General features: G+C 75.1%; 17 protein-coding genes, 2 tRNA genes and 1 pseudogene. 13 read left to right on the forward strand and 7 right to left on the reverse strand.

Annotation, left to right across the window (positions count from 1 at the left end):
* Positions 1 to 268 precede the first annotated feature (268 nt).
* Positions 269 to 1,336: an HAD family hydrolase gene (locus tag ACFVHI_RS02335; protein WP_380334961.1), complete on the forward strand. Its 1,068-nt coding sequence runs from the start codon at positions 269 to 271 to the stop codon at positions 1,334 to 1,336.
* A gap of 144 nt (positions 1,337 to 1,480) precedes the next feature.
* Here the strand turns inward: ACFVHI_RS02335 and ACFVHI_RS02340 are convergent, their stop codons facing one another.
* Positions 1,481 to 2,281 carry a GNAT family N-acetyltransferase gene (locus ACFVHI_RS02340; protein WP_380334963.1) on the reverse strand — a complete coding sequence of 267 codons (801 nt, stop codon included), beginning with the start codon at positions 2,279 to 2,281 and terminating at the stop codon, positions 1,481 to 1,483.
* A 1,015-nt stretch (positions 2,282 to 3,296) separates the two neighbouring features.
* On the opposite strand from ACFVHI_RS02340, the pseudogene ACFVHI_RS02345 reads away from it, so the two are divergent.
* The 5 genes and pseudogenes from ACFVHI_RS02345 to ACFVHI_RS02365 form a co-directional block, all read left to right on the forward strand.
* Positions 3,297 to 4,299, forward strand: a pseudogene (locus ACFVHI_RS02345) (helix-turn-helix domain-containing protein); the annotation flags it as partial.
* Between the two features lie 907 nt (positions 4,300 to 5,206).
* Positions 5,207 to 5,809 (forward strand): oligoribonuclease, encoded by a 603-nt coding sequence (gene orn / locus ACFVHI_RS02350; RefSeq protein WP_063349299.1) that lies wholly within the window; start codon positions 5,207 to 5,209, stop codon positions 5,807 to 5,809.
* Positions 5,810 to 5,936: 127 nt separating this feature from the next.
* Positions 5,937 to 6,012 (forward strand) — tRNA-His (locus ACFVHI_RS02355).
* 133 nt (positions 6,013 to 6,145) lie between these two features.
* On the forward strand, positions 6,146 to 6,592 hold the full coding sequence (locus ACFVHI_RS02360) for a DUF4442 domain-containing protein (RefSeq protein WP_380334966.1): 447 nt from the start codon (positions 6,146 to 6,148) through the stop codon (positions 6,590 to 6,592).
* A 109-nt stretch (positions 6,593 to 6,701) separates the two neighbouring features.
* Entirely contained in the window at positions 6,702 to 7,613 is a 912-nt protein-coding gene (locus ACFVHI_RS02365) for a hypothetical protein (protein ID WP_380334969.1), read from the forward strand.
* Positions 7,614 to 7,688: 75 nt separating this feature from the next.
* Here the strand turns inward: ACFVHI_RS02365 and ACFVHI_RS02370 are convergent, their stop codons facing one another.
* Together ACFVHI_RS02370 and ACFVHI_RS02375 are read right to left on the reverse strand one after the other, a co-directional pair.
* Complete coding sequence (locus tag ACFVHI_RS02370) at positions 7,689 to 8,624, reverse strand: spermidine synthase (protein ID WP_380334972.1); 936 nt, start codon at positions 8,622 to 8,624, stop codon at positions 7,689 to 7,691.
* Between the two features lie 154 nt (positions 8,625 to 8,778).
* The gene (locus ACFVHI_RS02375) at positions 8,779 to 9,303 is read right to left on the reverse strand and encodes a hypothetical protein (protein ID WP_208869100.1); all 525 of its coding nucleotides are present in this window, start codon (positions 9,301 to 9,303) and stop codon (positions 8,779 to 8,781) included.
* Positions 9,304 to 9,741: 438 nt separating this feature from the next.
* Here ACFVHI_RS02375 and ACFVHI_RS02380 point away from each other — a divergent pair, with 438 nt between their 5' ends.
* A complete protein-coding gene (locus ACFVHI_RS02380) occupies positions 9,742 to 11,331 on the forward strand; it encodes a tetratricopeptide repeat protein (RefSeq protein WP_380334974.1) in 1,590 nt (529 codons plus the stop codon).
* A 21-nt stretch (positions 11,332 to 11,352) separates the two neighbouring features.
* Here ACFVHI_RS02380 and ACFVHI_RS02385 read toward each other — a convergent pair whose 3' ends face one another.
* Positions 11,353 to 12,009, reverse strand: a complete 657-nt coding sequence (locus tag ACFVHI_RS02385; protein ID WP_380334977.1) for a histidine phosphatase family protein — start codon at positions 12,007 to 12,009, stop codon at positions 11,353 to 11,355.
* A gap of 287 nt (positions 12,010 to 12,296) precedes the next feature.
* Here ACFVHI_RS02385 and ACFVHI_RS02390 point away from each other — a divergent pair, with 287 nt between their 5' ends.
* Genes ACFVHI_RS02390 through ACFVHI_RS02400 form a run of 3 tightly spaced genes read left to right on the forward strand, consistent with a single transcriptional unit; the run spans position 12,297 to position 16,598 of the window.
* Positions 12,297 to 13,556 (forward strand): hypothetical protein, encoded by a 1,260-nt coding sequence (locus tag ACFVHI_RS02390; RefSeq protein WP_380334979.1) that lies wholly within the window; start codon positions 12,297 to 12,299, stop codon positions 13,554 to 13,556.
* Positions 13,557 to 13,611: 55 nt separating this feature from the next.
* Complete coding sequence (locus ACFVHI_RS02395) at positions 13,612 to 15,237, forward strand: hypothetical protein (protein WP_380334982.1); 1,626 nt, start codon at positions 13,612 to 13,614, stop codon at positions 15,235 to 15,237.
* Entirely contained in the window at positions 15,237 to 16,598 is a 1,362-nt protein-coding gene (locus tag ACFVHI_RS02400) for an AAA family ATPase (protein ID WP_380334985.1), read from the forward strand. The genes ACFVHI_RS02395 and ACFVHI_RS02400 overlap by 1 nt, the downstream gene beginning before the upstream one ends.
* Positions 16,599 to 16,628: 30 nt before the next feature.
* On the opposite strand, the gene ACFVHI_RS02405 is transcribed toward ACFVHI_RS02400, so the two are convergent.
* Positions 16,629 to 16,952 carry a hypothetical protein gene (locus tag ACFVHI_RS02405; RefSeq protein ID WP_380334988.1) on the reverse strand — a complete coding sequence of 108 codons (324 nt, stop codon included), beginning with the start codon at positions 16,950 to 16,952 and terminating at the stop codon, positions 16,629 to 16,631.
* 250 nt (positions 16,953 to 17,202) lie between these two features.
* Between ACFVHI_RS02405 and ACFVHI_RS02410 the strand changes: the two genes are divergently transcribed.
* From ACFVHI_RS02410 to ACFVHI_RS02420, 3 genes are all read left to right on the forward strand, one after another.
* Complete coding sequence (locus ACFVHI_RS02410) at positions 17,203 to 17,577, forward strand: hypothetical protein (protein ID WP_063349289.1); 375 nt, start codon at positions 17,203 to 17,205, stop codon at positions 17,575 to 17,577.
* 170 nt (positions 17,578 to 17,747) lie between these two features.
* Positions 17,748 to 18,305, forward strand: a complete 558-nt coding sequence (locus ACFVHI_RS02415) for a bifunctional DNA primase/polymerase (RefSeq protein ID WP_063349288.1) — start codon at positions 17,748 to 17,750, stop codon at positions 18,303 to 18,305.
* A 68-nt stretch (positions 18,306 to 18,373) separates the two neighbouring features.
* Positions 18,374 to 18,447, forward strand: a tRNA-Lys gene (locus tag ACFVHI_RS02420).
* A 157-nt stretch (positions 18,448 to 18,604) separates the two neighbouring features.
* Here the strand turns inward: ACFVHI_RS02420 and pgi are convergent.
* Both pgi and ACFVHI_RS02430 read right to left on the reverse strand, forming a co-directional pair.
* Positions 18,605 to 20,266 carry a glucose-6-phosphate isomerase gene (pgi, locus tag ACFVHI_RS02425; protein ID WP_380334991.1) on the reverse strand — a complete coding sequence of 554 codons (1,662 nt, stop codon included), beginning with the start codon at positions 20,264 to 20,266 and terminating at the stop codon, positions 18,605 to 18,607.
* Between the two features lie 175 nt (positions 20,267 to 20,441).
* Positions 20,442 to 22,025 (reverse strand): Na+/H+ antiporter, encoded by a 1,584-nt coding sequence (locus ACFVHI_RS02430; protein WP_167745871.1) that lies wholly within the window; start codon positions 22,023 to 22,025, stop codon positions 20,442 to 20,444.
* Positions 22,026 to 22,187: the final 162 nt, after the last annotated feature.

Raw genomic sequence — 22,187 nt, forward strand, 5'->3', positions numbered from 1 at the left:
CCCCTCCAGAAAGGAGGTTCCCTGGAGCTTGACTGAGCGGACCGGGCGACGCAACAGGCCTGCCGGACACCGTGACCGGACTGTCATGGATCGGCGACGATCCGTTGCGACACGTCGCGAACCGTCACGCCCCGCCAGTCTCAGCCGGCCCGCCCGGACCCACCCGTACGCCAGGTCCTGGAACCCGTTTCAGCCACTACGTACGGCTTCGCGACGCGGTCTGGCATTTGCCAGGTGCATAGGCGCGGCCGCTGGCACCATGCTTGGCATGCCCCTGCTCCTGTTCGACCTCGACAACACGCTGCTCCCCAGGGACGCCGCTTTCCGGGCCTGGGCTCAGGATTTTCTGTCCGAGCGCGACCTGCCGCCCGGAGACCTCGAATGGTTCGTCACTCTCGACGGCGGCGGCTACGTGCCGCGCAGCACCGTACTGTCCGCCGTCCGGCGCCGCTACGGGTTGGACGTCTCCACCGAGTTCCTGCTCGCCCACTACCGACACGGCATCAACTCCCACATCCACTGCCCGCCCGGACACGTCGACGCGCTGCAGGCGGCACGGGCGGCCGGGTGGACGCTCGGCATCGTCAGCAACGGCGGCACCCGGCCGCAGTTGGAGAAGATCCGGCGGACCGGGCTGGGGCCGCTGGTCGACGGCTGGGTCATCTCCGAGGAGGCCGACTGCGTCAAACCGGATCCGCTGATCTTCGAGATAGCCGCCCAGCGGTGCGGCGTCGTGCCCACCGGGACGTGGGCCGCGCACACCTGGATGGTCGGGGACCACGCGCCCGCGGACATCGCCGGTGCCGAACTGGCCGGCCTGCGCAGCGTCTGGCTGCACCACGGCCGGCCCTGGGCCGAGAGCGGCTACCGGCCGACGCTGAAGGCGGCCGGCCTGCCGGAGGCCGTCGGTCAGGTGCTCGCCGCACGCGGCGCGCCGTCGGCCCGGCCGGGTCTGCGCGCGGGCGGGCCGGTCCAGCGGCGGTCCACCGGGGTGCCGGTGCGCGCGGGGGCGCTCCTCGGCGCGCGGACCGGCGCACGGCCGACGGAATCCGCCCCTGACGGCCCGTTCGCGCCTGCTGCCGTGAACGCCGGAACGGCCAGTGCCCCCGGTGGTTCGATGGCGGGGTCGCATGTCCGAAACCGCACCGGCGAGTTTGCCGTGGTCGCCGACAGCCGTCCTGGCCTGGTCCCGGGCGCGGGCCCGGCGACGGACCCGGGGGCGAGCGTGCTGCGCCCCGTCGCGGTGGCGCACCCAACGGCCGTCCGTACGACGGCGGATGGGGCGGGGCCCGCGCGGACCACGTTCGCCGTGGCGCCGGCGGCGGCCGCCCCGTAGTACCCCGCTTGAACGCGCCACCTCGCACACCCCGCCCCACACACGCACCGCACGCCCTTCACGCACCCCGCCGCACCGCACCCCACCGCAACTGGTGCCCCGCACCGCAACCAGCGACGACCCCGCCGCGGGGCGGCCCGGCCGTCAGCCGTGCGCGGAGGTCCGGGTCCACCAGCAGGTGCGGGCCTGCGCGGTGAACCCGAGCTTGCGGTAGAGCGGTTCGCCGAGCGACGTGGCGACCAGAGTGGCCGGGCGGTCGGGGTGCGCGTGGGCCAGGGCGGTCTGGAGGACGGCGCGGGCCACGCCCTGGCCGCGCCGGTCGGGCAGGGTGGCGACCCAGTACACCCCGGTGGCCTGGCCGTCGTCGTAGGTGAGGCAGGTGCCGGCGGTGGCGCCGTCGACGCGGCCCAGCCAGGCCCGGAGCCCGGGTTCGCGCAGGAGCTGTTCCGGGAGCGCTTCGCCACGGGTCCAGGGCTGCCGGGCGGGCAGCGGGAAGCCGTCCACGATCGCACGCTCGACCTGCGCGAAAGCATCGCCGTCCAGCGCCTCATCGACCGTCAGGGAGCCGCCGCCGTGCGCCTCCGAGAGCGAGGGGAGGACGGCCGGGACGCCGTCGACCGGGCCGGGTTCACGGGTCATCACCGGCATGACCGGCATCCGGGTGGCGCCGAACCGGGTCAGGTCGAGTGCGCCGTACGGGTCCTCCAGGGTGAAGCAGATGGTCTCCCACTCCTTCAGGAGGTCAGCCAACTCCCCTTCCACCAGCACTGGTTCGACATACGGACTGGTGACCACGAAGCGGTGCGAGTCTTCCGGGGTGCGGGCGCAGCGGACCGCCGTCAGGCCCGGGCGAGTGCGGAACCGCCAGCCGTGCACGCGGGCTTGGGCGAGCCAGAAGGCGGCGGCGTTGTCGTTGGCCTGTTCGAGCCGGCTGTTGGTGTTCACGGCAGGACGGTAACCCGGAGGTCGCGCCCCGGTTCCGCCGCCCCGGCCCTGGCCGGATGAAGCCTGGGAGGCGCACGAGCTCATTTCGTGCGCCCTCTCGTGCACCGCCGATTTTCGGTCAATTTCGCGCCGATCCCTCCCGCTTGGGCAAATCCGCAGCCCAGACCCGCCGACCGGGCGCGCGCGGGCCGGACGCCCCAGGACCGGCCCCGCGACAACCAGCCACCGTTGCACCGGCCCTCTTCCCAGAAGGGTCGACGGGTGCCACGCTTCGTGATCGAATGCATCACGCCAAATTGCCATGTCGACATAGCGTCGGATGGTGAACTTGTCACAACGGCAATGGTCCACCCGATAGATTTCGATCTTGGCGAGCAGCAGTGCCGCACCACCCACACCACACCACCGAGGGGGCTTGAGCGCCTTGAGCAGGGTGAGCAGGAGCGACGCGGGTCCTGACAGCGGCCAGGCGGCGGCCGGTATCGCGGCTCGGTCCGCGAGAAGCACCGGCACCTCCGCGACCGCCGCCACCACCCGCAACTCCGGCACCCCGGGCGCCGTCTCGCACTCCTCGTACCCCACAGTGCCTTCCCCCGGCACCGCCGCCACGGGCACCTCGGCGGCGGCCGCAGAGCACGGCGGAGCGGCACACGGCGGGCAGGCGTACGGCGGTCCCGCATACGGCGGGTCGGCACACGTCGGAGCGGCACACGTCGGAGCAGTGCACGGCGGGTCGGCACACGGCGGCCAGCAGGCGCACTCCGGACAGGTCGTCAGCCGAGGCACCGTCAGCCCGGCGCAGGCCTACGGCGCCGACTTCCCGGCCTATCCCGGCTACCCGGGGGCGGGCGGAACGATCGCCGCGAATGGCGCGATCGGCGCGAACGGCGCCCCTGGCCTGAACGGCGCCCCCACCGGCTCCCTGGGCGGCCCCCTCGCCGGCCTCCCCCTGGGCTCCCCCGGCCACGGCCCGCTGGGCCACGGCGGGCCGGGCGCGAACGGCTCGTCGACCCCGATGACGGTCTCCGCCCCGCGCAAGCTCTCCGGCCGCCGACGCCGGGAGACCGTCGCGGTGCTGATCTTCGGCGGCGCCCCGATCTTCGAGAGCTCGATCCCGCTGTCCGTCTTCGGCGTCGACCGCCAGGACGCCGGGGTACCGCGCTACCGGCTGCTGGTCTGCGCCGGCGAGGACGGCCCGCTCGCCACCACCGGCGGCCTCACCCTCTCCGCTCCGTACGGCCTGGAGGCCCTCGCCCGGGCCGGCACGATCGTCGTACCGGCCTGGCGCTCGATCTCGCAGCCCCCGCCGGTCGAGGCGATCACCGCCCTGCGCAAGGCCCACCACGAGGGCGCGCGGATCATCGGGCTCTGCACCGGCGCCTTCGTCCTGGCCGCCGCCGGCCTGCTCGACGGCCGCCCGGCGACCACCCACTGGATGTACGCGCCGACGCTGGCCAAGCGCTACCCCCGGGTGCACGTGGACCCGCGCGAGCTCTTCGTCGACGACGGCGACGTGCTCACCTCGGCCGGCACCGCCGCCGGCATCGACCTGTGCCTGCACGTGGTGCGCAGCGACCACGGCGCCGAGGCGGCCAACGCGCTGGCCCGTCGCCTGGTGGTCCCGAGCCGTCGCAGCGGCGGCGGACAGGCCCAGTACATCGACCAGTCTTTACCTGAGGAGATCGGCAACGACCCGCTGGCCGAGGTGGTCACCTGGGCGCTGGAGAACCTCAACCAGCAGTTCGACGTCGAGGTGCTGGCGGCACGCGCGTACATGAGCCGACGCACCTTCGACCGGCGGTTCCGCACGCTCACCGGCAGCGCGCCGCTGCAGTGGCTGATCACCCAGCGGGTGCTCCAGGCGCAGCGGCTGCTGGAGACCTCGGAGCTGTCGGTGGACGACGTCGCCCGCCGGTGCGGGTTCCGTTCGCCGGTGGCGCTGCGCGGGCACTTCCGCCGCCAGCTCGGGGTCTCGCCGGCCGCGTACCGGACCAGCTACCGGGCGCGCCGGCCCGGGCCGCAGTCGGCGGTGCCGACCGGTCCGCACGGCGGCGACCTGCGGCTGCCCGGCGCCCTGCCGCACGCGGCGGCCACGGCCGGGTCGGCAGCGGGCGCGGCGCTGTTCGGCGGGGCACACGGCAGCCAGCACGGCGCGCAGCCCGCGTACCCGTTCCCGGCCGGGAACGGCGCACCAGCGCAGGTCGGCCCGCACGGCCAGCCGCTGCCGCACGGCGCGTCGCCGGCCGCGGCGGGGCAGCCGGGCCCGCACGGCCAGCCCGGCCCGTTCGGTCCGGGGCAGGCCGGGACGCCGGCCGACCGGGCCTTCCACGCCCGGGCCGGGCAGCCGTACCCGCACCAGCAGGCCGCGCAGCAGCCGCACCCCGGGCAGCAGGGTGCGGGGCGCGGTCCGGTGCGGTCGCCGCTGGTGCCGCCGCAGGCCGGGTCGGGGGCGGGGCGTCCGCCGCGCACCGCGGAGCACGCGGCGGCGGAGGACGGCCACCCCCAGCCGGGGGCGCGCGGCCAGGGGCAGGGGCACCGCAGTGCGGTCGAACGGCCCGCGGACGAGCCGGGTACCGCGGCGGGCTCCGCCCGCGGTCACGGCTCGGCGACCGGCCGGGTGCCGGCCCCCGCTCCCGCCGGGCAGCCGGCGACCGGGGCGGGCGAGCTCCGGGGCCGGCAGGCGCGGGTGCCGCAGGCCCGTCCGCAGGGCGGCCGGGCGGCGGCGGCCGACGGTGCCCGGGCGGCGCGCGAGGCCCGTCCGACTCGGGACGGCCACGCGGTCCGGACCGGGCGGGAGGGCGAGCGGCCGGACGGCCACGGCCCGCACGGCGGCGCGGAGGAGCACCAGGCCGAGGGCTGTGCCCCGGAGCCCCGCTCGGCTCCGCCGGTCCCCGCGGCGCGTGATCGCGCCGTAGGGTGAGTTGTGTGAATGACCGTTTGGTATGGATCGACTGTGAAATGACCGGCCTCGACCTCGACCAGGACGCCCTGGTCGAGGTCGCGGCACTGGTGACGGACTCCGAGCTCAACATCCTCGGCGAGGGTGTGGACGTCATCATCCGCCCGCCGGCGGAGGCGCTGGCGGGCATGCCCGAGGTGGTGCGCGCGATGCACACCTCCTCCGGCCTGCTGGAGGAGCTGGAGCAGGGTGTGACGCTGGCCGAGGCGGAGGCGCGGGTGCTCGCGTACATCCGCGAGCACGTGCCGGAGGCCGGCCGGACGCCGCTGTGCGGGAACTCGGTGGCCACCGACCGCGGCTTCCTCGCCCGGGACATGCCGGCCCTGGAGAAGCACCTGCACTACCGGATCGTGGACGTCTCCTCGATCAAGGAGCTGGCCCGCCGCTGGTACCCGAAGGCGTACTACAACAGCCCGCAGAAGGGCGGCAACCACCGGGCGCTGGCCGACATCCGCGAGAGCATCGACGAACTGCGGTACTACCGCGAGGCGGTGTTCGTCCCGCAGCCCGGACCGGACACCGACACCGCGCGCGCCATCGCCGAGAAGTACCAGGCCCCGGAGGGCTGACCCGAGGAGCCCGGGGGAGGTGCCCGCGTTCGCCCGGACGAAAGCCTGGCGCGAGCACCCTCTCGGATCCTGTAGAGTTCTTCCTGTCGGAACGGGAACGCGGAAGCGGGAACGGACCGGACAGATGGTGGGTGTAGCTCAGTTGGTAGAGCACCTGGTTGTGGTCCAGGTGGCCGCGGGTTCAAGTCCCGTCACTCACCCCAGAGCCTGAGGGGCCGATCTCTTCGAGAGATCGGCCCCTCAGGCGTTTTCGCGTTCCCTCAACTCTCCACCGCGGTTCGGGTTTTCCCGGCGCAGGTCTGCCGCCAGAAGCTACCGGCTAGTAACATTCCTGCCATGACCACACCTTCGATCGGCCAGCTGCTCGACTCCACCGTGCCGATGGCGCACACCCTCAAGCTGGAGTACCTGGCGACCACCCCGGACCGCGCCGTGCTGCGACTGCCCGACCAGCCCGCGTACCACAACCACGTCGGCGGACCGCACGCCGGCGCGATGTTCACCCTCGCCGAGTCCGCCAGCGGCTGCATCGTGCTCGCCGCCTTCGGCGACCAGCTCTCCCGGGCCGTGCCGCTCGCGGTGAACGCCGAGATCGCCTACAAGAAGCTCGCCATGGGCGAGGTCACCGCCACCGCCGTCCTCGGCCGCCCCGCCGCCGAGGTCGTCGCCGAGCTGGACGCCGGCGGCCGCCCGGAGTTCCCGGTCACCGTCGAGATCACCCGCGCCGACGGCGCCGTCACCGGCGTGATGACCGTCACCTGGACCCTGCGCCCCAACTCCTGACCGCGCCACGGCCGGTGGCCCCGGGCAACCCGGCCCGGGGCCACCCGCGCGATGACTGTCCGTGACGGCGGGCGTGACCTCACGACCCGTCCGCTCGTTCTCAACTCACATGCGAGCCAATCACGCGACCAAGCCCCAGGAACCCGCCCCCCGCGGCGTCGGCGCACGGCGCGCGATCGGCCGGTGGCTGCCCCGCGTCCTCGCCGCCGGTGGCGCCCTCCTCGCCCAACTCGGGGGCTTCGGCGCGCAGGCCGCCTGCGCCGACCCGCTGCCGGACCAGACCCGGCCCGCCGTCCGCCGCACCCTGGCCGGCGGGCCCGCGCCCGGCCGGCTCGCCCAGGCCGGGCGGCCCGCGTACGACGGTCCGTCGGCCGAGCGGTCCGACGACCCCGGGCGCCCGGCGGCCGAGGAGGCCGAGCGCCCCTCCCCCGGGCTCGTCGGGGAACTGGCCGGCGCCGTCCCCGACGCCGGGATCGACGGCGCCACCGGCACGGTCGGCAGCGTCTTCCAGGACCGGATCCGAGCCGGCGGACTCCCCCTGCCCGGGCAACGGGCCGCCGTCCCCGACGCCTTCGCGATCGCCTCCGGCCTGCCCGACACCGTCCCCACCCAGGGCCGCCCCGCCGAGACCCGCGCCTCCCGGGAGGGCGGGCCCGCCGAACTGCCCGCCACCGCACGGTCCGGCGCCACCGGAGTCCGCTCCGCCGCACCGGCCGCCACCGCCCGCCCGTCCGGGGCGGCCGGTGCGCCCCCGGTCCAAGAGGCCACCGACTCGGAGGGGCGGAGCGCGGCCGGACCCGCCACGAGCCGTGACCGGACGGGCGCCACCACCGCCCTGCCGGTCGGGCCCGGCGCACCCGCCCAGCCGTCCGAAACCCTCGCGCTCGCCGACACCGCCACGGTGACGGCCGTGGGCGACGGTTCCGCCACCGCGACCGCCGTCCTCGCGCCGATCGCCGCCGGGCTGCTGCTGACCGGCGCGGCCATGTGCAAGCACCGCGGCCTGCCGCGCGGGCACTGACCGGACTCACGCTCCTGGCGACGGTTCCAGCGCCGGCCGCGGACGTTCACGCCCGGGGGCAACCCCTCGGGGTGGTCAGCGGAAGACGCCCGGGGGCGGGGCCGGGGAGGGGGCGGCGGTGGCGTCCGTGGCGGGGACGGCCCCGGCGGCGAACGCGGTGAGGGCGGAGCCGTGTTCGACCCGGCCGAGGGCGGCGTCGGAGGCGACGCGGCGGGTGAGGTCGGCGATCGGGAGGGGGGCGTGGGCGCCGGCGAGGACGAGGTTGCCGAAGCGCTTGCCCCGCAGGACGGCGGGGTCGGCGACCAGGCACAGTTCGGGGAAGACCGCACCGAGGGTGGCGATCTGGGAGCGGGCGAAGGGCAGCGCCGAGCCGTCGGCGATGTTGGCCGCGTACCAGCCGCCGGGGGCGAGGGCGCGGGCGGCGAGGGCGGTGAACTCGACGGTGGTGCAGTGGGCCGGGGTGCGGGCGCCGGAGAAGACGTCGGTGATAACCAGGTCGACGCTGCCCTCGGGGGTGCGTTCGAGCACGCTGCGGGCGTCGGCACCGCGCACCTTGATCTGCCAGCCGCGCTCCAACGGCAGCTCGGTGCGGACGAGTTCGGTGAGCGCGGTGTCGATCTCAGCGACCTGCTGGCGGGAGCGGGGCCGGGTGGCCGCGACGTAACGGGCCAGGGTGAGGGCGCCGCCGCCGAGGTGCAGCACGGTGAGCGGGCGGCCGGACGGGGCGACCAGGTCGATCAGGTGGCCGAGCCGGCGCTGGTACTCGAAACCGAGGTGGGTGGGGTCGGCGAGGTCGACCATGGACTGCGGGGCGCCGTCGATCAGCAGCGACCAGGCCGCGGGGCGGTCCCGGTCGGGCCGCAGTTCGGCGAGGCCGGAGCCGACCGGACGGGTGAGCGGGCCCTGGGCGTGGGTGCGGCCGCCGGGGCCGGTGACGTCCGGCCCGGTGTCGCGCTCGGTGCCGCGGCCCGTGCCCCGGGCTGCTCTGCTGCTTCGTCCCATGACCGCCATTATCGCCGCCGGGCGGGGCGGCCCCGCTGGTCAGGGAGGCCAGGGAGGTCAGGGAGGTCAGGGAGGTCCGGGAGGTCCGGGGGCATGCCAGGTGGATCCGGCCGGAGAGGCGGGCCAGGCTCGCGGGCCCGGCGGGATCCGCACGGCACGCCCGCTAGAACGGGCCGAGGCCGCCTGCGGTGAGCGTGCAGGCGGCCTCGCAGAGGGCGGAGCGGAGCACCCAGGCGTCGGTGGGGCGGGCGGCGCAGGCGGCGCCGGAGGGGGGCATCACCCACCGCGGGTCGGTGGCGGTCGGCAGCAGGGCGCCGGCGGTACAGGAGCTGCCTGGCAGGTGCCAGGTCTCGCTGGTGCCGACGGGGACGAGGAAGGTGACGGTGCTGCCGTTGCGGCTCTGCAGGACGGCCCCGCAGGCCCTGCGCAGCCGCAGGATGTCCACCGCCTCCAAGCCGTGCCGCAGGGCGACCGTCACGGTGTCGCAGCTGGTGACGAGGGTGTCCTGGTCCGGTCCGGGGCCGAGGCGGTGGCCGGGGTGCCGGCCGCCGCGGGGGGCGCGTCCGCCTTCGACCGGGCCCCGGCCGGGGATCCGGTCGTCGGCCGGGTCGGGGAGCAGGGCGGGGGCGGCGCCGGCGAGCACGCCGCCGGCGGCCGGTCGGTACTGCGACAGTCCGGTGGCCATCATGGGCCCTCCTGTACCTCGTCGGGTCAAAAGCGCCGCCGCCCGGGAGGTGGGGGCCGCGGGGACGGACGGCAGGCCGGGGCGACGGCCTGGGCTTCCACGTATCAGGACAACGCGGCGGACACCTCACAGGCCACGGGGCGCCTTACAGCAAGGCATGGCATTTCATGGCGGATAACCCGCAACCACGCCCGCTTTATACCGAATTGGGGGCACATCTCCCATAAACCGGCTGTGGTCGACCGGTCACGCCCGGTACTGTCGGTGGCGGGTCACGACGACCCCACCGGCCACACCGGGCCGTTCCCGCACCGTCGCGCACCACCGTGCCGACACCCGGACCGTACCCGCACTTCGCCCCCGCACCCGACACCCGCGCACCTCCGGCGCCGCCGGCCGCGCACCCGCACCACCACCCTCCGCACGACCACGGAGCGCACCATGGCAGCCACCCCACCGGCCGAGCCGAACCGCCCGTCACCCAACGCCGTGATGCGCGCACTGCGCGGCAACCGCTCACCCGGCGAGTTCGCCATGGCCGTGCGCCGGGCGGCCCGGGAGATCGGGGAGCACGTGTCCTGCGACGCCCGCTACGTCGGGCGGGTCGAATCCGGCGAGATCCGCTGCCCCAACTACGCCTACGAGCGGGTCTTCCGGCACATGTGGCCGGACCGCGCGCTCACCGAACTCGGCTTCTCCCCCCGGACCGCCGTCCGCCGCCGCCCGGTGGACGGCGCCGGCGGGAGGGCCCAAGCCCCCCCGCTCCACCCACCGTTCCCGCCCCCGCCCGCCCCGCGCTCACCACTCTCCACTCAACTCCCGTACGCTGCCTCGCCGTACGCGGATCCAGCCGCTCCGAACAGGCCCCCGTGGCCGAGGGCCGTCGCGGCGCCCCGGGGGCCTGATGGATCGCCCTATCTCGACGAGGAGAACGACGACGTGCGTCGCCGTACGTTCCTGGCCGGCGGCCCGACCGCGCTGGCCACCGTGATCGGCATCGACCGGCCGACCGTGGCCGCCGCCGCGGCCACCGGCGGTGCCGCCGCCGACCCCGCCACGCCGGTGCTGTTCGAGCCCGGCCCCGGCGCCTTCGTGCCCGGCCGCCCCGGGCCGGTACCGCCACCCCGCAAGGTCGGCGCCGCCGAGGTGCTCGGCGTCGAGCAGGCCGTCCGGGAGATCCGGCTGGCCGACGACGCGCACGGCGGCGACACCCTGTTCGAACGCGCCGGGCAGTCGCTGCGCACCGCCTACCTGCTGCTCAACGAGGGCGAGTACAGCGCGGAGACCGAACGCCGACTCCAGGCCGGGGCCGGCGAACTCGCCATCTCGGTGGGCTGGTTGGCGCACGACTCGAACCGGCTGGCGGACGCCCGCTCGCTCTACGCCGAGGCGCTCGCCACCGCCCGCATGGCCGGCGACGCCGCACTGGAGGCGCACGTGTTCTGCAACAGCGCCTTCCTCGCCCGGGACGCCGGCCGCCCCCGCGAGGCGCTGCGCGCCGCCCAGGCCGGGCAGGTCGCCGCCCGCCAGCTGGACTCCGCCCGGCTGCTCGCGCTGCTGGCCATGCGGGAGGCCGGCGGCTGGGCGCTGCTGCAGGACCGCGCCGCCTGCGAACGCGCGCTCGCCCGGGCGTACACGCTGTTCGACCGCGGCCGCGCCGAGGGGGATCCGGAGTGGATGTCCTTCTTCGGCGAGGCGGAGATCGCCGGCCTGCAGTCACAGTGCTGGTCCGCACTCGGCGACTGGGACCGCGCCAGCGAGCAGGCCGGACTGGCCATAGCGCTGCAGAAGCCGCACTTCGTCCGCAACCGGGTGCTGTACACCGCCGAGTTGGCCCACGACCGGCTCGGCCGGGGCGACTTGGCGGGTGCGGCGCACCACGGTTCGGCCGCCGTGGCGCTGTTCGGCGAGGTCCGCTCGGCCCGGATCCGGAGCATGCTGGCGGACACCGCCGAACGGTTGCGCCCGCACGCCGCCGTGACCGAGGTGCGCCACTTCCTGACCGGGTACGACCAGGCGGCGGCCGCCTGAGGCGCGGCTCCTGACGGTCCGTCAGTGACCGGCGGCCAGGCCCTCCAGGTGGGAGAGGTCGTTCCAGACCTCCACGGCCGGCGCGCCGTACTCCCAGGAGAGCACGCAGAGCGCGGCGGTGCCGAGCTTGAAGCGCTGGGCGAACTCGGGCGGCAGGCCCAGCCAGCGCACGGTCAGGATGCGCAGCAGGTGGCCGTGCGCGAACAGGACGACGTCCCGGTCCGCGCAGTGCATGACGGTGGTGTCCGGCTCGGGGACGCCGTGCTCCTCGTTGAGGCCGGCGAGGAAGGCGTCCACCCGGGCGGCCACCTCGGAGAGCTTCTCGCCACCGGGCACGCCGTCGCGCCAGATCAGCCAGCCGGGGTGGTCGGTGGCACGGATGTCCGCGCCGGTGCGGCCCTCGTACTGGCCGTAGTCCCACTCCAGGAGCTCCGGGCGCTCCACCGCCCGGTCGCCGAAGCCGGCCAGGGCGCAGGTCTCCTTGGCGCGGCCGAGCGGGCTGGTGTAGACGAGCGCGTCCGGCAGCCCGTTCCAGGGGGCCTTGGCGAGGCGGGCGCCGAGCGCCCGGGCCATCGCCCGGCCCTCCTCGGTCAGCGGGATGTCGGTGCGGCCGGTGTGGCGGCCGGTGGCCGACCATTCGGTCTCGCCGTGGCGGACCAGCACGATTCGGGCGGGCATGGCAGGCTCCTCGCAGCGGGGTGGTGGCAACGGTCGGTCTCACCCTTGAGCACCGGGTTCCATGATCCCTCACCCGGACGGCGGGCACGATCGCGGGCCGGTCCGAAACGGTCCGAAGGCGGCTCCGGATCGAAACGGTCCGGAGGCGGCGCCGGTCCGGAACGGTCTCGGCACCCGGGCCGACCGGGGCGCGAGGTGTCCCCCATCCGGCACGCACGCGCGGTTCAGGCCGGAACAGGCCGGTCCGCACCGCATTGTCGGACCCGGGTGCGACACTGGGCCGCACCATGAACGTCTCGACGAACGTCCCGTCCACCGGGCACGCTGAGCCGCTCGCCCAGCGGCTCGCCGAACTGCGCGGTCCCGCGCCGCAGCGCAGCCTGAACGCCCGTTCCCTCGCCGCGCTCGCCGCCAATCCGGGCTGCCACCGCCGCGCCGTGCTCGACGCTGCGGGGGTGGACAAGTCGACGCTGGCCGCCCGGCTCGGCCGCCCCGCGCCCTTCGGGCAGTCCCCGTTCGCGATCGCCCGCGGCGTGATCTTCGAGTCCCGGCTGAAGGCGGACGACTACGCCGCGCTGCTGGAGCCGCTGCGCGGCCACCTCGGCGTCCCGGCGGACGGCGGCACCCCCTTGCAGGTGCCGGATCTGCTGCACCGCTCCGGGCCCGCCGTCCGGGCCGACCGGACGGTCGAGGCGCTGGCCCGGGCCGCCGCCGACCCGGACGCCTGGACGCTGCTGGACCACCCGATGCTGCGCCTGGACGTGGCCGGCGGCACCGCCTACCTGGAGCCGGACGCGGTCGTGGTGCACGGCGGCCGGTGCACGGTGGTCGAGATCAAGTCCTTCCCGGTGCTGGACGGCGGCGCGGACCCGGCCAAGGTCGGCGCCGCCGCCCGCCAGGCCGCCGTGTACGTGCTGGCGCTCCAGCGGACCGCCGCCGCACTGGCCGGCCACCCGCTCGCCGACGACCCGTACACCGAGCAGCGGCTGCCCGGCAGCCCCCGGTCGAGCGTGCTGCTGGTCTGCCCGAAGGACTTCGGCAACCGGCCGACGGCCGTCGCCGTCGACGTCCGGCGCGAGCTCGCCACCACCCGCCGCCAGCTGAGCCGGATGACCGGCATCGACCGGCTGCTGGCGGAGCTGCCGGCGGGCGCCGACTTCGACCTGGCGGCCGACGAGGAGGGCGTGCCGGCCCGCTCCGCCGAGGAGCTGACCGCCTCGGTCGAGGCGGTGCCCGCCGCGTACGGCCCGGACTGCCTCTCCACCTGCGAGCTCGGCTTCCACTGCCGCGCCCAGGCCCGCTGCGGCGACCGGGTCGAGCAGCTCGGCCGGGGCGTGCGCGGCGAACTGGGCAGCATCCGGACGGTGACGCGGGCCCTGGCCGCCGCCGAAGCCGGCATCAGCCTGGACACTGACACTGACACCGTCGACGCGGACGCAGACGTGGACAAGGACGTGGACGTGGACGAGGCCGCCGAACGGCTGGCCTACGCGGCCGCGCTGCGCGCCGAGGCGCTGGGCAAGGCCCCGACGGCGGGTCACGCATGAGCGGGCGCAGCACGGCCGTGCGCGAACGCGGCGGGCCCGAAGCGGGGGCGCGCGCATGAGCTTGCTGACCACCCTCGCCCGGCTGGAGGCCGTCCGCAGCGGGCGGGCCGAGCCGCTGGCCACCGTCCGGCACCGGCACCTGTCCGACCGCCCGATGGTGGTCGTGCCGCTGACGGCCGCCGGTGAGGCCGGCGCGCCGCTGGCGGTGCTGCTGGGCACCGACCGGGACGCGCCCCGGCTGCACCTGGTGCCGCAGCCGCTCAACCGCACCCTGCGGTTCGACTTCCTGGCCGAGCTGGCCGCCGACCTGCTGCCGTACCTGGAGTCCTTCGCCGAGGACGTGGAGCAGATCGAGGGCTCCGAGAAGGACCCGGAGACCGGCGAGAAGACCCAGGTGTTCCGCGAGCTGTGCGCCGACGCGCCGCAGCTGATCGTGCCGAACGGCGCGGGCGTGCGGCACCTGGCCCTGCTCGGCCGCTCCACCCGGTTCCGCCGCACGGTCGAGGACGACGAGCCGGGGCCGTACCCCGCGCCGGTGCGGGTGCCGCTGCTCGGCCGCTGGCTGACCCACCTCACCGACCGCGCCCAGGTGCCCGGCACCAGCCTGCTGCTGCCGATGACCGGTTTGCTGGCCCGGCACTGGGCCACCGGCCAGAGCCACCTGGAGGACCAGCACCTGGCCGCCCACCTGGCCTGGCACGCCCCGCCGGGCGGCCTGACCGGTGCCGAGGCGGCCGAGCGCGCCGAGTCCGCCCGGGACGACCGGGGGCAGTTGCTGCACCCGCCGGCCGGCCCGGCCACCGATCCGCGCTTCGACGAGTTCGTGCTCGCCCCGGCGATCGCCCGCTACGACACCGCCACGGCCGCCCTTCAGCACAGCGCCGAGCAGCGCGACGAGGCCGCCGCCGAGCACGCCCGGGCGGCCGTCCGGGCGGCGGTCGAGCAGTTGCGCGAGGTGCTGGCGGCCGTGCTGCTGCCCACCTGGCGGGACGTCTGGCGCGGTCTGGACCTGTTGCGCGGGCTGCCGCCCGCCGGGCACCTGGCGGAGCGCTGGACCGGCGACCGCTGGTCCTACACCGGCCACCGGGACCGGCTGGCGGCCGGCGAGCCGCCGCAGCCGCGGCAGGACGACGCCGTCACGGCCGCCCGCAAGCTCGCCCAGCGCGAGCGCGAGCAGACCCGGCTGGACGTCCAGGAGGCGCTGGACGATCCGCTGGCGATGGCCGAACACCGGCTGTCCGGCGAGGCGTTCAGCGGCGTGGTGACCGAGGTGGTGCCGGACTACGACACCACCGGCCGCTCCCCAAAGCCGCGCCCGCTGATCACCCTGCGCACCGCCGACCGCCCGCACGCGGATCTCGGGCGGGAGGCGCACCGGGTGTGGGGGTCCCCCCAGCCGGAGGCCGGCGGCGGCCGGTCCCCGCAGAAGGCGGAGATCGCGGCGGTCGACCCGGCCGGGGGCACCATCACCCTGCGTCTGCTGTCCGGCATGGGGCGCAGGAAGGAGCCCGAGCCGGGCAGTCTGCCCGAGCCCGGCGAACCGGTCACCTTCACCCTGTTCGAGCTGACGGTCCGCCAGTCCGCGCCGCTGCCCGAGCCGGACGACACCCCGTGGACGCACGGCGGCCCGCCCGGCGCCGCCCCCGTACCCGCCCCGTCCGTCTCCGAGGAGTGGGAATGATGGCCGAGTTGAGCGCCGAGCAGGCACCGGGCGCGGCCGCCGACGCCGCCGTGGCCCGGATCCTGGCCGCGACCGTCCACCCGGCGGCCGGCGCCCCGCACGGCGTGGTGGTCGATTCCCCGCCCGGCGCCGGGAAGTCGACGCTGGTGGTGCGGGCGGCCCGGGAGCTGGTCGAGGCCGGCGAGCGGCTGATGATCGTCGCCCAGACCAACGGCCAGGTGGACGACCTGGTCGGCCGACTCGCCGAGAAGGCGCCGGGCCTGACGATCGGCCGGCTGCACGCCGCCGACGCCCGGCCCGGCCCGGAGGTGCTGAAGCACGCCAACGTCACGCCCTCCGACAAGGTCGCCGAGCTGGTCGAGCACGACGTGGTGGTCTCCACCTCGGCGAAGTGGCAGTGGGTGCGGGCCGAGGCGCCGTGGCGGCACGCGATCGTCGACGAGGCGTACCAGATGCGTTCGGACGCCCTGCTCGCGGTGGCCCGGCTGTTCGAGCGGGCGCTGTTCGTCGGCGATCCGGGCCAGCTGGACCCGTTCACCGTGGTCGGCACCGAGCAGTGGGCGGGCCTGTCGTACGACCCGTCGAGCAGCGCCGTGGTCACCATGCTGGCGCACAACCCGCAGATCGAGCCGCACCGGCTGCCGGTCTCCTGGCGGTTGCCGGCCAGCGCGGCGCCGCTGATCTCGCGGGCGTTCTACCCGTACACGCCGTTCCGCTCCGGCACCGGCCCGGACGACCGCCGGCTGACCGCCGCCGTCCGGCCGGACGGCGGCGCGCTGGACGCCGCGATCGACCGGGCCGCCGAGCACGGCTGGGCGCTGCTGGAGCTGCCCGCCCGGCACACCGTGCGGACCGATCCGCAGGCGGTGGCGGCCGTCGCGGCCACCGTCCGGCGGTTGCTGGAGCGTGGACTGACCGCCCGCTCCGAACAGGGCGAGGCCTCCCTCAGCGCGGATCGGATCGCGGTCGGCACCGCCCACCGGGACCAGGCCGCGGCCGTCCGCGCGGCCCTGCTCAAGGTCGGCGTCCCGGTGGACCAGGCGGCCGGCCCGGCCGTCACGGTGGACACCGCCAACCGGCTGCAGGGCCGCGAGTACGACGTCACGGTGGTGCTGCACCCGCTCTCCGGACGGCCCGACGCGACGGCCTTCCACCTGGAGACCGGCCGGCTGTGCGTGCTCGCCTCCCGGCACCGGCACGCCTGCATCGTGGTGGCCCGGGCCGGGATCGGCGAGCTGCTGGACGAGCACCCGTCCACCGAGCCGGTCCAGCTGGGCGTCCCGGTCGCCTTTCCGGACGGCTGGGAGGCCAACCATCAGGTGCTGCACCACCTGAGCGGCCACCGGGTGCGGCTGGGCTGAGCGGCTGGGCTGAGCGACCGGGCGGGCGGATCAGGCCTTGGTCTCGGTCTCGGTCTCGCAGGCGGCGTAGGCCTGGACGGTCCCGTGCCCGGCCCGCACCGCCCAGGTGCTCGGGTCGTCGGGGTTCGGCGCGTTGACCAGGACGGCGTCGCCGGAGCCGGCGGGCCGGAAGGCGTAGCCGCCCCCGGTGAGGTGGGAGCCTTCGGGGCAGGTCGCCGTCGACCAGCCGCCCGGGCCGCTCCACGGCCCGGTCACCACGGTGGTCGTCTCGGCGGCCCCGGCCACAGGTGCGGCCAGTCCGAGGGCCGGGGTGATCAGCAGGAGTCCGGCCGCGAGGCCCTTGCGTACGGGCATGGGTTCTCCCTGGGGTGGTGGATCGCTGGGACACCCGGGACAACGACGGCCCCGACGCCCCGACGCCGCCGCACGCGCCCGACCACCCGAAGGAGTAGCACGACCCCGGCGCGTACGGGGGAATAGCGCCCGCACGCGCACCGTTCCGTTACCGGCCGCCGCCGCGCGACAATGGACGGCGGCCACGGCCGTGCGGCGCGGCCCGGAGCAGCCGCCGCCCACCCTCACCGAGACCCGGAGGTGTCCGTCCATGCCCGACTCCCACACGAAGGCGTCCGACCACGGCGGTCAGGCCGACCCCGCGCGGCGTCTGCGTCCGGTGCAGCTGCTGTTCGAGCCGCAGTCCGCCGAGCCGGAGCCGGAACGATTCTTCGATCTGGAGTCGATCGACGACCCCACGGAGCTGCTGCGCCGCTCCACCGAGCTGGCCCTGGCCTTCCGGACGGCCGCCGAGCGGGCCACCGACTTCCAGGCGGTCGCCGCCGCGCAGCTGGCGGACCCGCGCCGCTTCGACGCGCTGTCCGACGCCGAGATCGCGCAGCGGGCGGACTGGACCCCCGACTACGCGGCCAAGATGATCGAGTACGGCCGCGGGCTGCTCCAGCCCCGCCGCCACGAGGACTGAGCGCCGCCGGGCACAAGGCGCCGGAGCGCCAGGCACTCGGCGCTCCGGTGCCCCGGCATCGGCCGCTGGCATATGCGCGAGCGGGGAAGGGTACGCCGTTCCCCGTCGTCCTGTCCGGCAAACCGTGCTTTCCCTCCCGTCCGGCCCCCGGACGGCACAGGCTGCTGTCCGTGGACATCTGGACGTATCAGTCGGTGGAGTACGTCACCGTGGCCGGCGAGGCCTGGCTCGCCTCCGCCAGCGAGTACCCGCGCAGCATGCGCGCCCTCTGGGAGGCCCGGCCGTGGGCGCCCTCGGTGCTGCCCTGCGGGCGCGCCTTCGACGTGATCAGCATGCCGTCGCTGTTCGGCCGCCGGGTGCTGGACGAGCTGTGGGCCTCCGGGCCCGGCTGCGGGCCGGTCGCCTCCTACCGGGGGCGGACGCTGCTGTTCGTCCAGCCCGGTGCGGGGCCCCGGCTGCGCCGGCTGCTGGCCTGGGAGGAGTGGGCCCGGGACGTGCCGCCCCTGCTGTGCCACGGCAAGGGCGACGCGGTGACCGTGCCACCGGTGCAGCGGATGGTGAACGGCCCGGACTCCCCCGGGCTGGGCTCCGGCCGGTGGATCGTCGCCCCGGAGGACCGGGAGCCGTGGCTGCCGGGCGCCTCGGTGGTGCTGTGGGCGTGCGTGCGGGCGGCCCGGGAGCCGGCCGCGGCCGTGCCGGCCGGCGCGGCGGCCGTGACCGGGGGGTGAACGGCGGACGGCCGGTATTCGATTTTGGCGCGGACCCCGGGCGCTGCTAAAGTCTTCTCTGTCAGCAGGCGCCGCTAGCTCAGTTGGTTAGAGCAGCTGACTCTTAATCAGCGGGTCCGGGGTTCGAGTCCCTGGCGGCGCACAGACAGCCGAGAGGCCCCTTGCGAAAGCGAGGGGCCTCTCGGCGTTTCCCGCGCGAACCGCGAACCGCGAACCGCGAACCGCGAACCGCGAGCCGCGCGCTGCGGACAAGGAAGCAGGACCGGGCCGCCCGCCGGAGCGGACGGCCCGACCGGGGCTCAGCGGCCGCGCAGCGCGCGGTAGCGGGCGACCAGCTCGGCGGTGGAGCTGTCCAGCTGCTCGGCGCCCTCGCCGGTCAGCAGCACCGGCTCGATCCGCTTGGCGAGCACCTTGCCCAGCTCGACGCCCCACTGGTCGAAGGAGTCGATGTTCCAGATCGCGCCCTGGACGAAGACCTTGTGCTCGTAAAGCGCGACCAGCTGGCCGAGCACCGAGGGGGTCAGCTCGGCGGCCAGGATGGTGCTGGTCGGGTGGTTGCCCTGGAAGGTCTTGTGCGGGACGAGTTCGGCGGGGACGCCCTCGGCCGCCACCTCCTCCGGGGTCTTGCCGAAGGCCAGCGCCTGGGTCTGGGCGAAGAAGTTGGCCAGCAGCAGGTCGTGCTGGGCGACCAGGCCCGGGAGCAGGTCGGCGACCGGCTTGGCGAAGCCGATGAAGTCGGCCGGGATCAGCTTGGTGCCCTGGTGCAGCAGCTGGTAGTAGGCGTGCTGGCCGTTGGTGCCGGGGGTGCCCCAGACCACCGGGCCGGTCTGCCAGGTCACCGGCGAGCCGTCGCGGGTCACCGACTTGCCGTTGGACTCCATGTCCAGCTGCTGGAGGTAGGCGGTGAACTTCGACAGGTAGTGCGAGTAGGGCAGCACGGCGTGCGCCTGGGCGTCGAAGAACGCGCCGTACCAGACGCCGAGCAGGCCGAGCAGCAGCGGGACGTTCTGCTCCGGCGGCGCGGTGCGGAAGTGCTCGTCGACCAGGTGGAAGCCGTCCAGCATCTCGCGGAAGGCGTCCGGGCCGATGGCGATCATCAGCGAGAGGCCGATCGCCGAGTCGAAGGAGTAGCGGCCACCGACCCAGTCCCAGAACTCGAACATGTTGTCGGTGTCGATGCCGAAGTCCCGCACGCCCTCGGCGTTGGTGGACAGCGCGACGAAGTGCTTGGCCACCGCCTCGGTGCCGGCGCCCAGCCCGGTGAGCAGCCAGTCGCGGGCCGAGACCGCGTTGGTGATGGTCTCGATGGTGGTGAAGGTCTTCGAGGCGACGATGAACAGCGTCTCGGCCGGGTCGAGGTCGCGGACCGCCTCGTGCAGGTCGGCGCCGTCCACGTTGGAGACGAAGCGGACGTCGAGGTCGCGCTTGGCGAACGAGCGGAGCACCTCGTAGGCCATCGCGGGGCCGAGGTCGGAGCCGCCGATGCCGATGTTGACGACGGTGCGGATCGGCTTGCCGGTGTGGCCGCGCCACTCGCCGCCGCGGACCCGCTCGGCGAAGCCGACCATCTTGTCGAGGACGGCGTGCACGGCGGGCACCACATTCTCGCCGTCGACCTCGATCACGGCACCGCGCGGGGCGCGCAGCGCGGTGTGCAGGACGGCGCGGTGCTCGGTGTTGTTGATCTTCTCGCCGCGGAACATCGCGTCCCGCAGCTCGGCGACGCCGGTGGCCGCGGCGAGTTCGCGCAGCAGCTCCAGCGTCTCGTCGGTGACCAGGTGCTTGGCGTAGTCCACGTGCAGGTCGCCGACCTGGAGGGTGTAGCGGCGGCCGCGCTCCGGGTCGGCGGCGAACAGCTCGCGCAGGTGCGTCTCGCCCAGCGCGGCCCGGTGCTTGCCGAGGGCGGCCCACTGCGGGGTGCGGTCGAGCGGGGTGCGGGCGTCGGCACGGGTCTCCGACATCGGTGGTTCCTCGATTCATCTGGGTGCAGAAACCGGCAGGGCCAGGCGGTGAGGGTCTCGCGAGGTCGTGCGGGTACTGGTGGTGCGCCGACTCCGTTGACGGCCTGCCCGGGCTCAGCCTATGCAACCGCGGAGCCGGTCGCGCACATTCCGCCCGGCGGGGCCGGACAGGCCGTCACTTGCGTTCCGAGCGCAGGTCCAGCCCCCGCAGCACCTGGTCGACCAGCTCCGGGTCGGCGCCGAGTTCGCTGCGGGCGGCGAGCATCTCGCGCCGGGAGGCGGCGATCATCTCCTGTTCGACCTCCCGGGCGGCCCGCCACTGGCTGAGCCGCAGCTTGGCCTCGGCGGCCTCCTCCTCGGCGTAGTTCTCCGGGCAGAGCCGGGCCAGCCGGTCGTGCTGACGGTCCCGCAGGCGGTCGGCGACCTCGGCGGGCAGCCGGTCCTGCTCCTCCAGTTCGCCCAGCCGCCTGAGCCCGGCCTTGGCGGCCCGCCACCAGAGCTGGCGCACGGCCTGCTCGTGCTTGTCCTGGTCGATGTCCAGTTCGAACCGCTTGGCCAGCCAGGGCAGGGTGAGGCCCTGCACCAGCAGGGTGAACAGCACCACGCTGAAGGCGATGAAGACCAGGCGGCCACGCTCGGGGAACTCCTCGCCGGAGTGCAGGGTGAGCGGGATGGCGAGGGCCAGGGCGACGGTGGCCACGCCGCGCATGCCGGACCACCAGAGGATCACGCTCTCCTTCCAGCTGAACGGGGTGTCCTCGTCGTCGCCGCTGCGCAGCTTCTTCGACAGCCAGCCGGCCGGCAGCAGCCAGAGCAGCCGGACCACCACGACCACGCCGATGACCACGGCGGCGTCGCCGATGAAACCGGTCCAGCCGCGGCCGGCCTCCTTGAGCACGGTGGCCAGCTCCAGGCCGATCAGGCCGAAGGCGACGCCGGTGATCAGGATCTCGACGACCTCCCAGAAGGCGTTGCCGACCAGCCGGAAGGAGACGGCGTCGGCGTCGGAGGCCCGCTCGGCGAGGTAGAGCGCGCAGACCACGACGGCGAGCACGCCGGAGCCGTGGATCTCCTCGGCGATGGCGTAGGCGGCGAAGGGCACCAGCAGGTTGAGCGCGACCTGCTGGGTCGGGTCGTCCAGGCGCTCGGCGAGTTTGGTGTTGACCCAGCCGAGGGCGATGCCGACGACCACGGCGAGCACCGCGGACAGGATGAAGCGCAGCACCGCGTGGCCGACCGAGAAGTCGCCGCTGACCACGGCCTCGATGGCCAGTGAGTAGACGACGATCGCGGTGACGTCGTTGAACAGGCCCTCGCTCTCCAGGATCGACACCAGGCGCCGGGGCAGGCCGACGCTGCCGGCCACCGCGACGGCGGCCACCGGGTCGGGCGGGGAGACCAGCGCGCCGACCGCGATCGCGGCGGCGACCGGCAGGGCGGGCAGCAGCCAGTGCACCGCCCCGGCCACCGCGGCCGTGGTGACCACCACCAGGGCGACGGCCAGCAGCAGGATCGAGCGGACGTTGGCCTTGAAGTAGCGCACCGAGGAGCGCCGGGCGACCGCGAAGATCAGCGGCGGCAGGACCAGCGGGAGGATCAGCTCGGGTTCGATGGTGACGTCCGGGATCTGCGGGACGAGCGCCATGACGATGCCGAGCAGGGTCATCAGGACCGGTTGCGGGACTCCGGTCTTGCGTGCGAGCGGCATGGTCACCACGGAGGCGAGCAGCACCAGGAAGAACAGGGGCAGCTGGCCCACGGAAACGTTCCTCTCGACAACGGACGGCTGAGCGCCGCCCAGGATAAATCTGACAATGCGCCCATCGGCGAAGACGCGCCGAACAGCGGGCCGAACAGTGGCTTGACCTCAAGCGGACTTCAGGTCCGAGGATCGGGGGCGGTCGAACAGTCAAGCAGTCGA

The sequence above is a fragment of the Kitasatospora sp. NPDC127121 genome, from assembly GCF_042677305.1.
In the GTDB taxonomy this organism is placed as follows: domain Bacteria; phylum Actinomycetota; class Actinomycetes; order Streptomycetales; family Streptomycetaceae; genus Kitasatospora.

Bases quoted from the DNA above. Each gene is read 5' to 3' on its own strand.
- ACFVHI_RS02360 (WP_380334966.1), top strand. From the start codon at position 6,146: ATGACCACACCTTCGATCGGCCAGCTGCTCGACTCCACCGTGCCGATG.
- ACFVHI_RS02380 (WP_380334974.1), top strand. From the start codon at position 9,742: ATGGCAGCCACCCCACCGGCCGAGCCGAACCGCCCGTCACCCAACGCC.
- pgi (WP_380334991.1), bottom strand. From the start codon at position 20,266: ATGTCGGAGACCCGTGCCGACGCCCGCACCCCGCTCGACCGCACCCCG.
- ACFVHI_RS02410 (WP_063349289.1), top strand. From the start codon at position 17,203: ATGCCCGACTCCCACACGAAGGCGTCCGACCACGGCGGTCAGGCCGAC.
- ACFVHI_RS02400 (WP_380334985.1), top strand. From the start codon at position 15,237: ATGGCCGAGTTGAGCGCCGAGCAGGCACCGGGCGCGGCCGCCGACGCC.
- ACFVHI_RS02335 (WP_380334961.1), top strand. From the start codon at position 269: ATGCCCCTGCTCCTGTTCGACCTCGACAACACGCTGCTCCCCAGGGAC.
- ACFVHI_RS02385 (WP_380334977.1), bottom strand. From the start codon at position 12,009: ATGCCCGCCCGAATCGTGCTGGTCCGCCACGGCGAGACCGAATGGTCG.
- ACFVHI_RS02365 (WP_380334969.1), top strand. From the start codon at position 6,702: ATGCGAGCCAATCACGCGACCAAGCCCCAGGAACCCGCCCCCCGCGGC.
- ACFVHI_RS02405 (WP_380334988.1), bottom strand. From the start codon at position 16,952: ATGCCCGTACGCAAGGGCCTCGCGGCCGGACTCCTGCTGATCACCCCG.
- ACFVHI_RS02395 (WP_380334982.1), top strand. From the start codon at position 13,612: ATGAGCTTGCTGACCACCCTCGCCCGGCTGGAGGCCGTCCGCAGCGGG.
- ACFVHI_RS02390 (WP_380334979.1), top strand. From the start codon at position 12,297: ATGAACGTCTCGACGAACGTCCCGTCCACCGGGCACGCTGAGCCGCTC.
- ACFVHI_RS02375 (WP_208869100.1), bottom strand. From the start codon at position 9,303: ATGATGGCCACCGGACTGTCGCAGTACCGACCGGCCGCCGGCGGCGTG.
- ACFVHI_RS02370 (WP_380334972.1), bottom strand. From the start codon at position 8,624: ATGGCGGTCATGGGACGAAGCAGCAGAGCAGCCCGGGGCACGGGCCGC.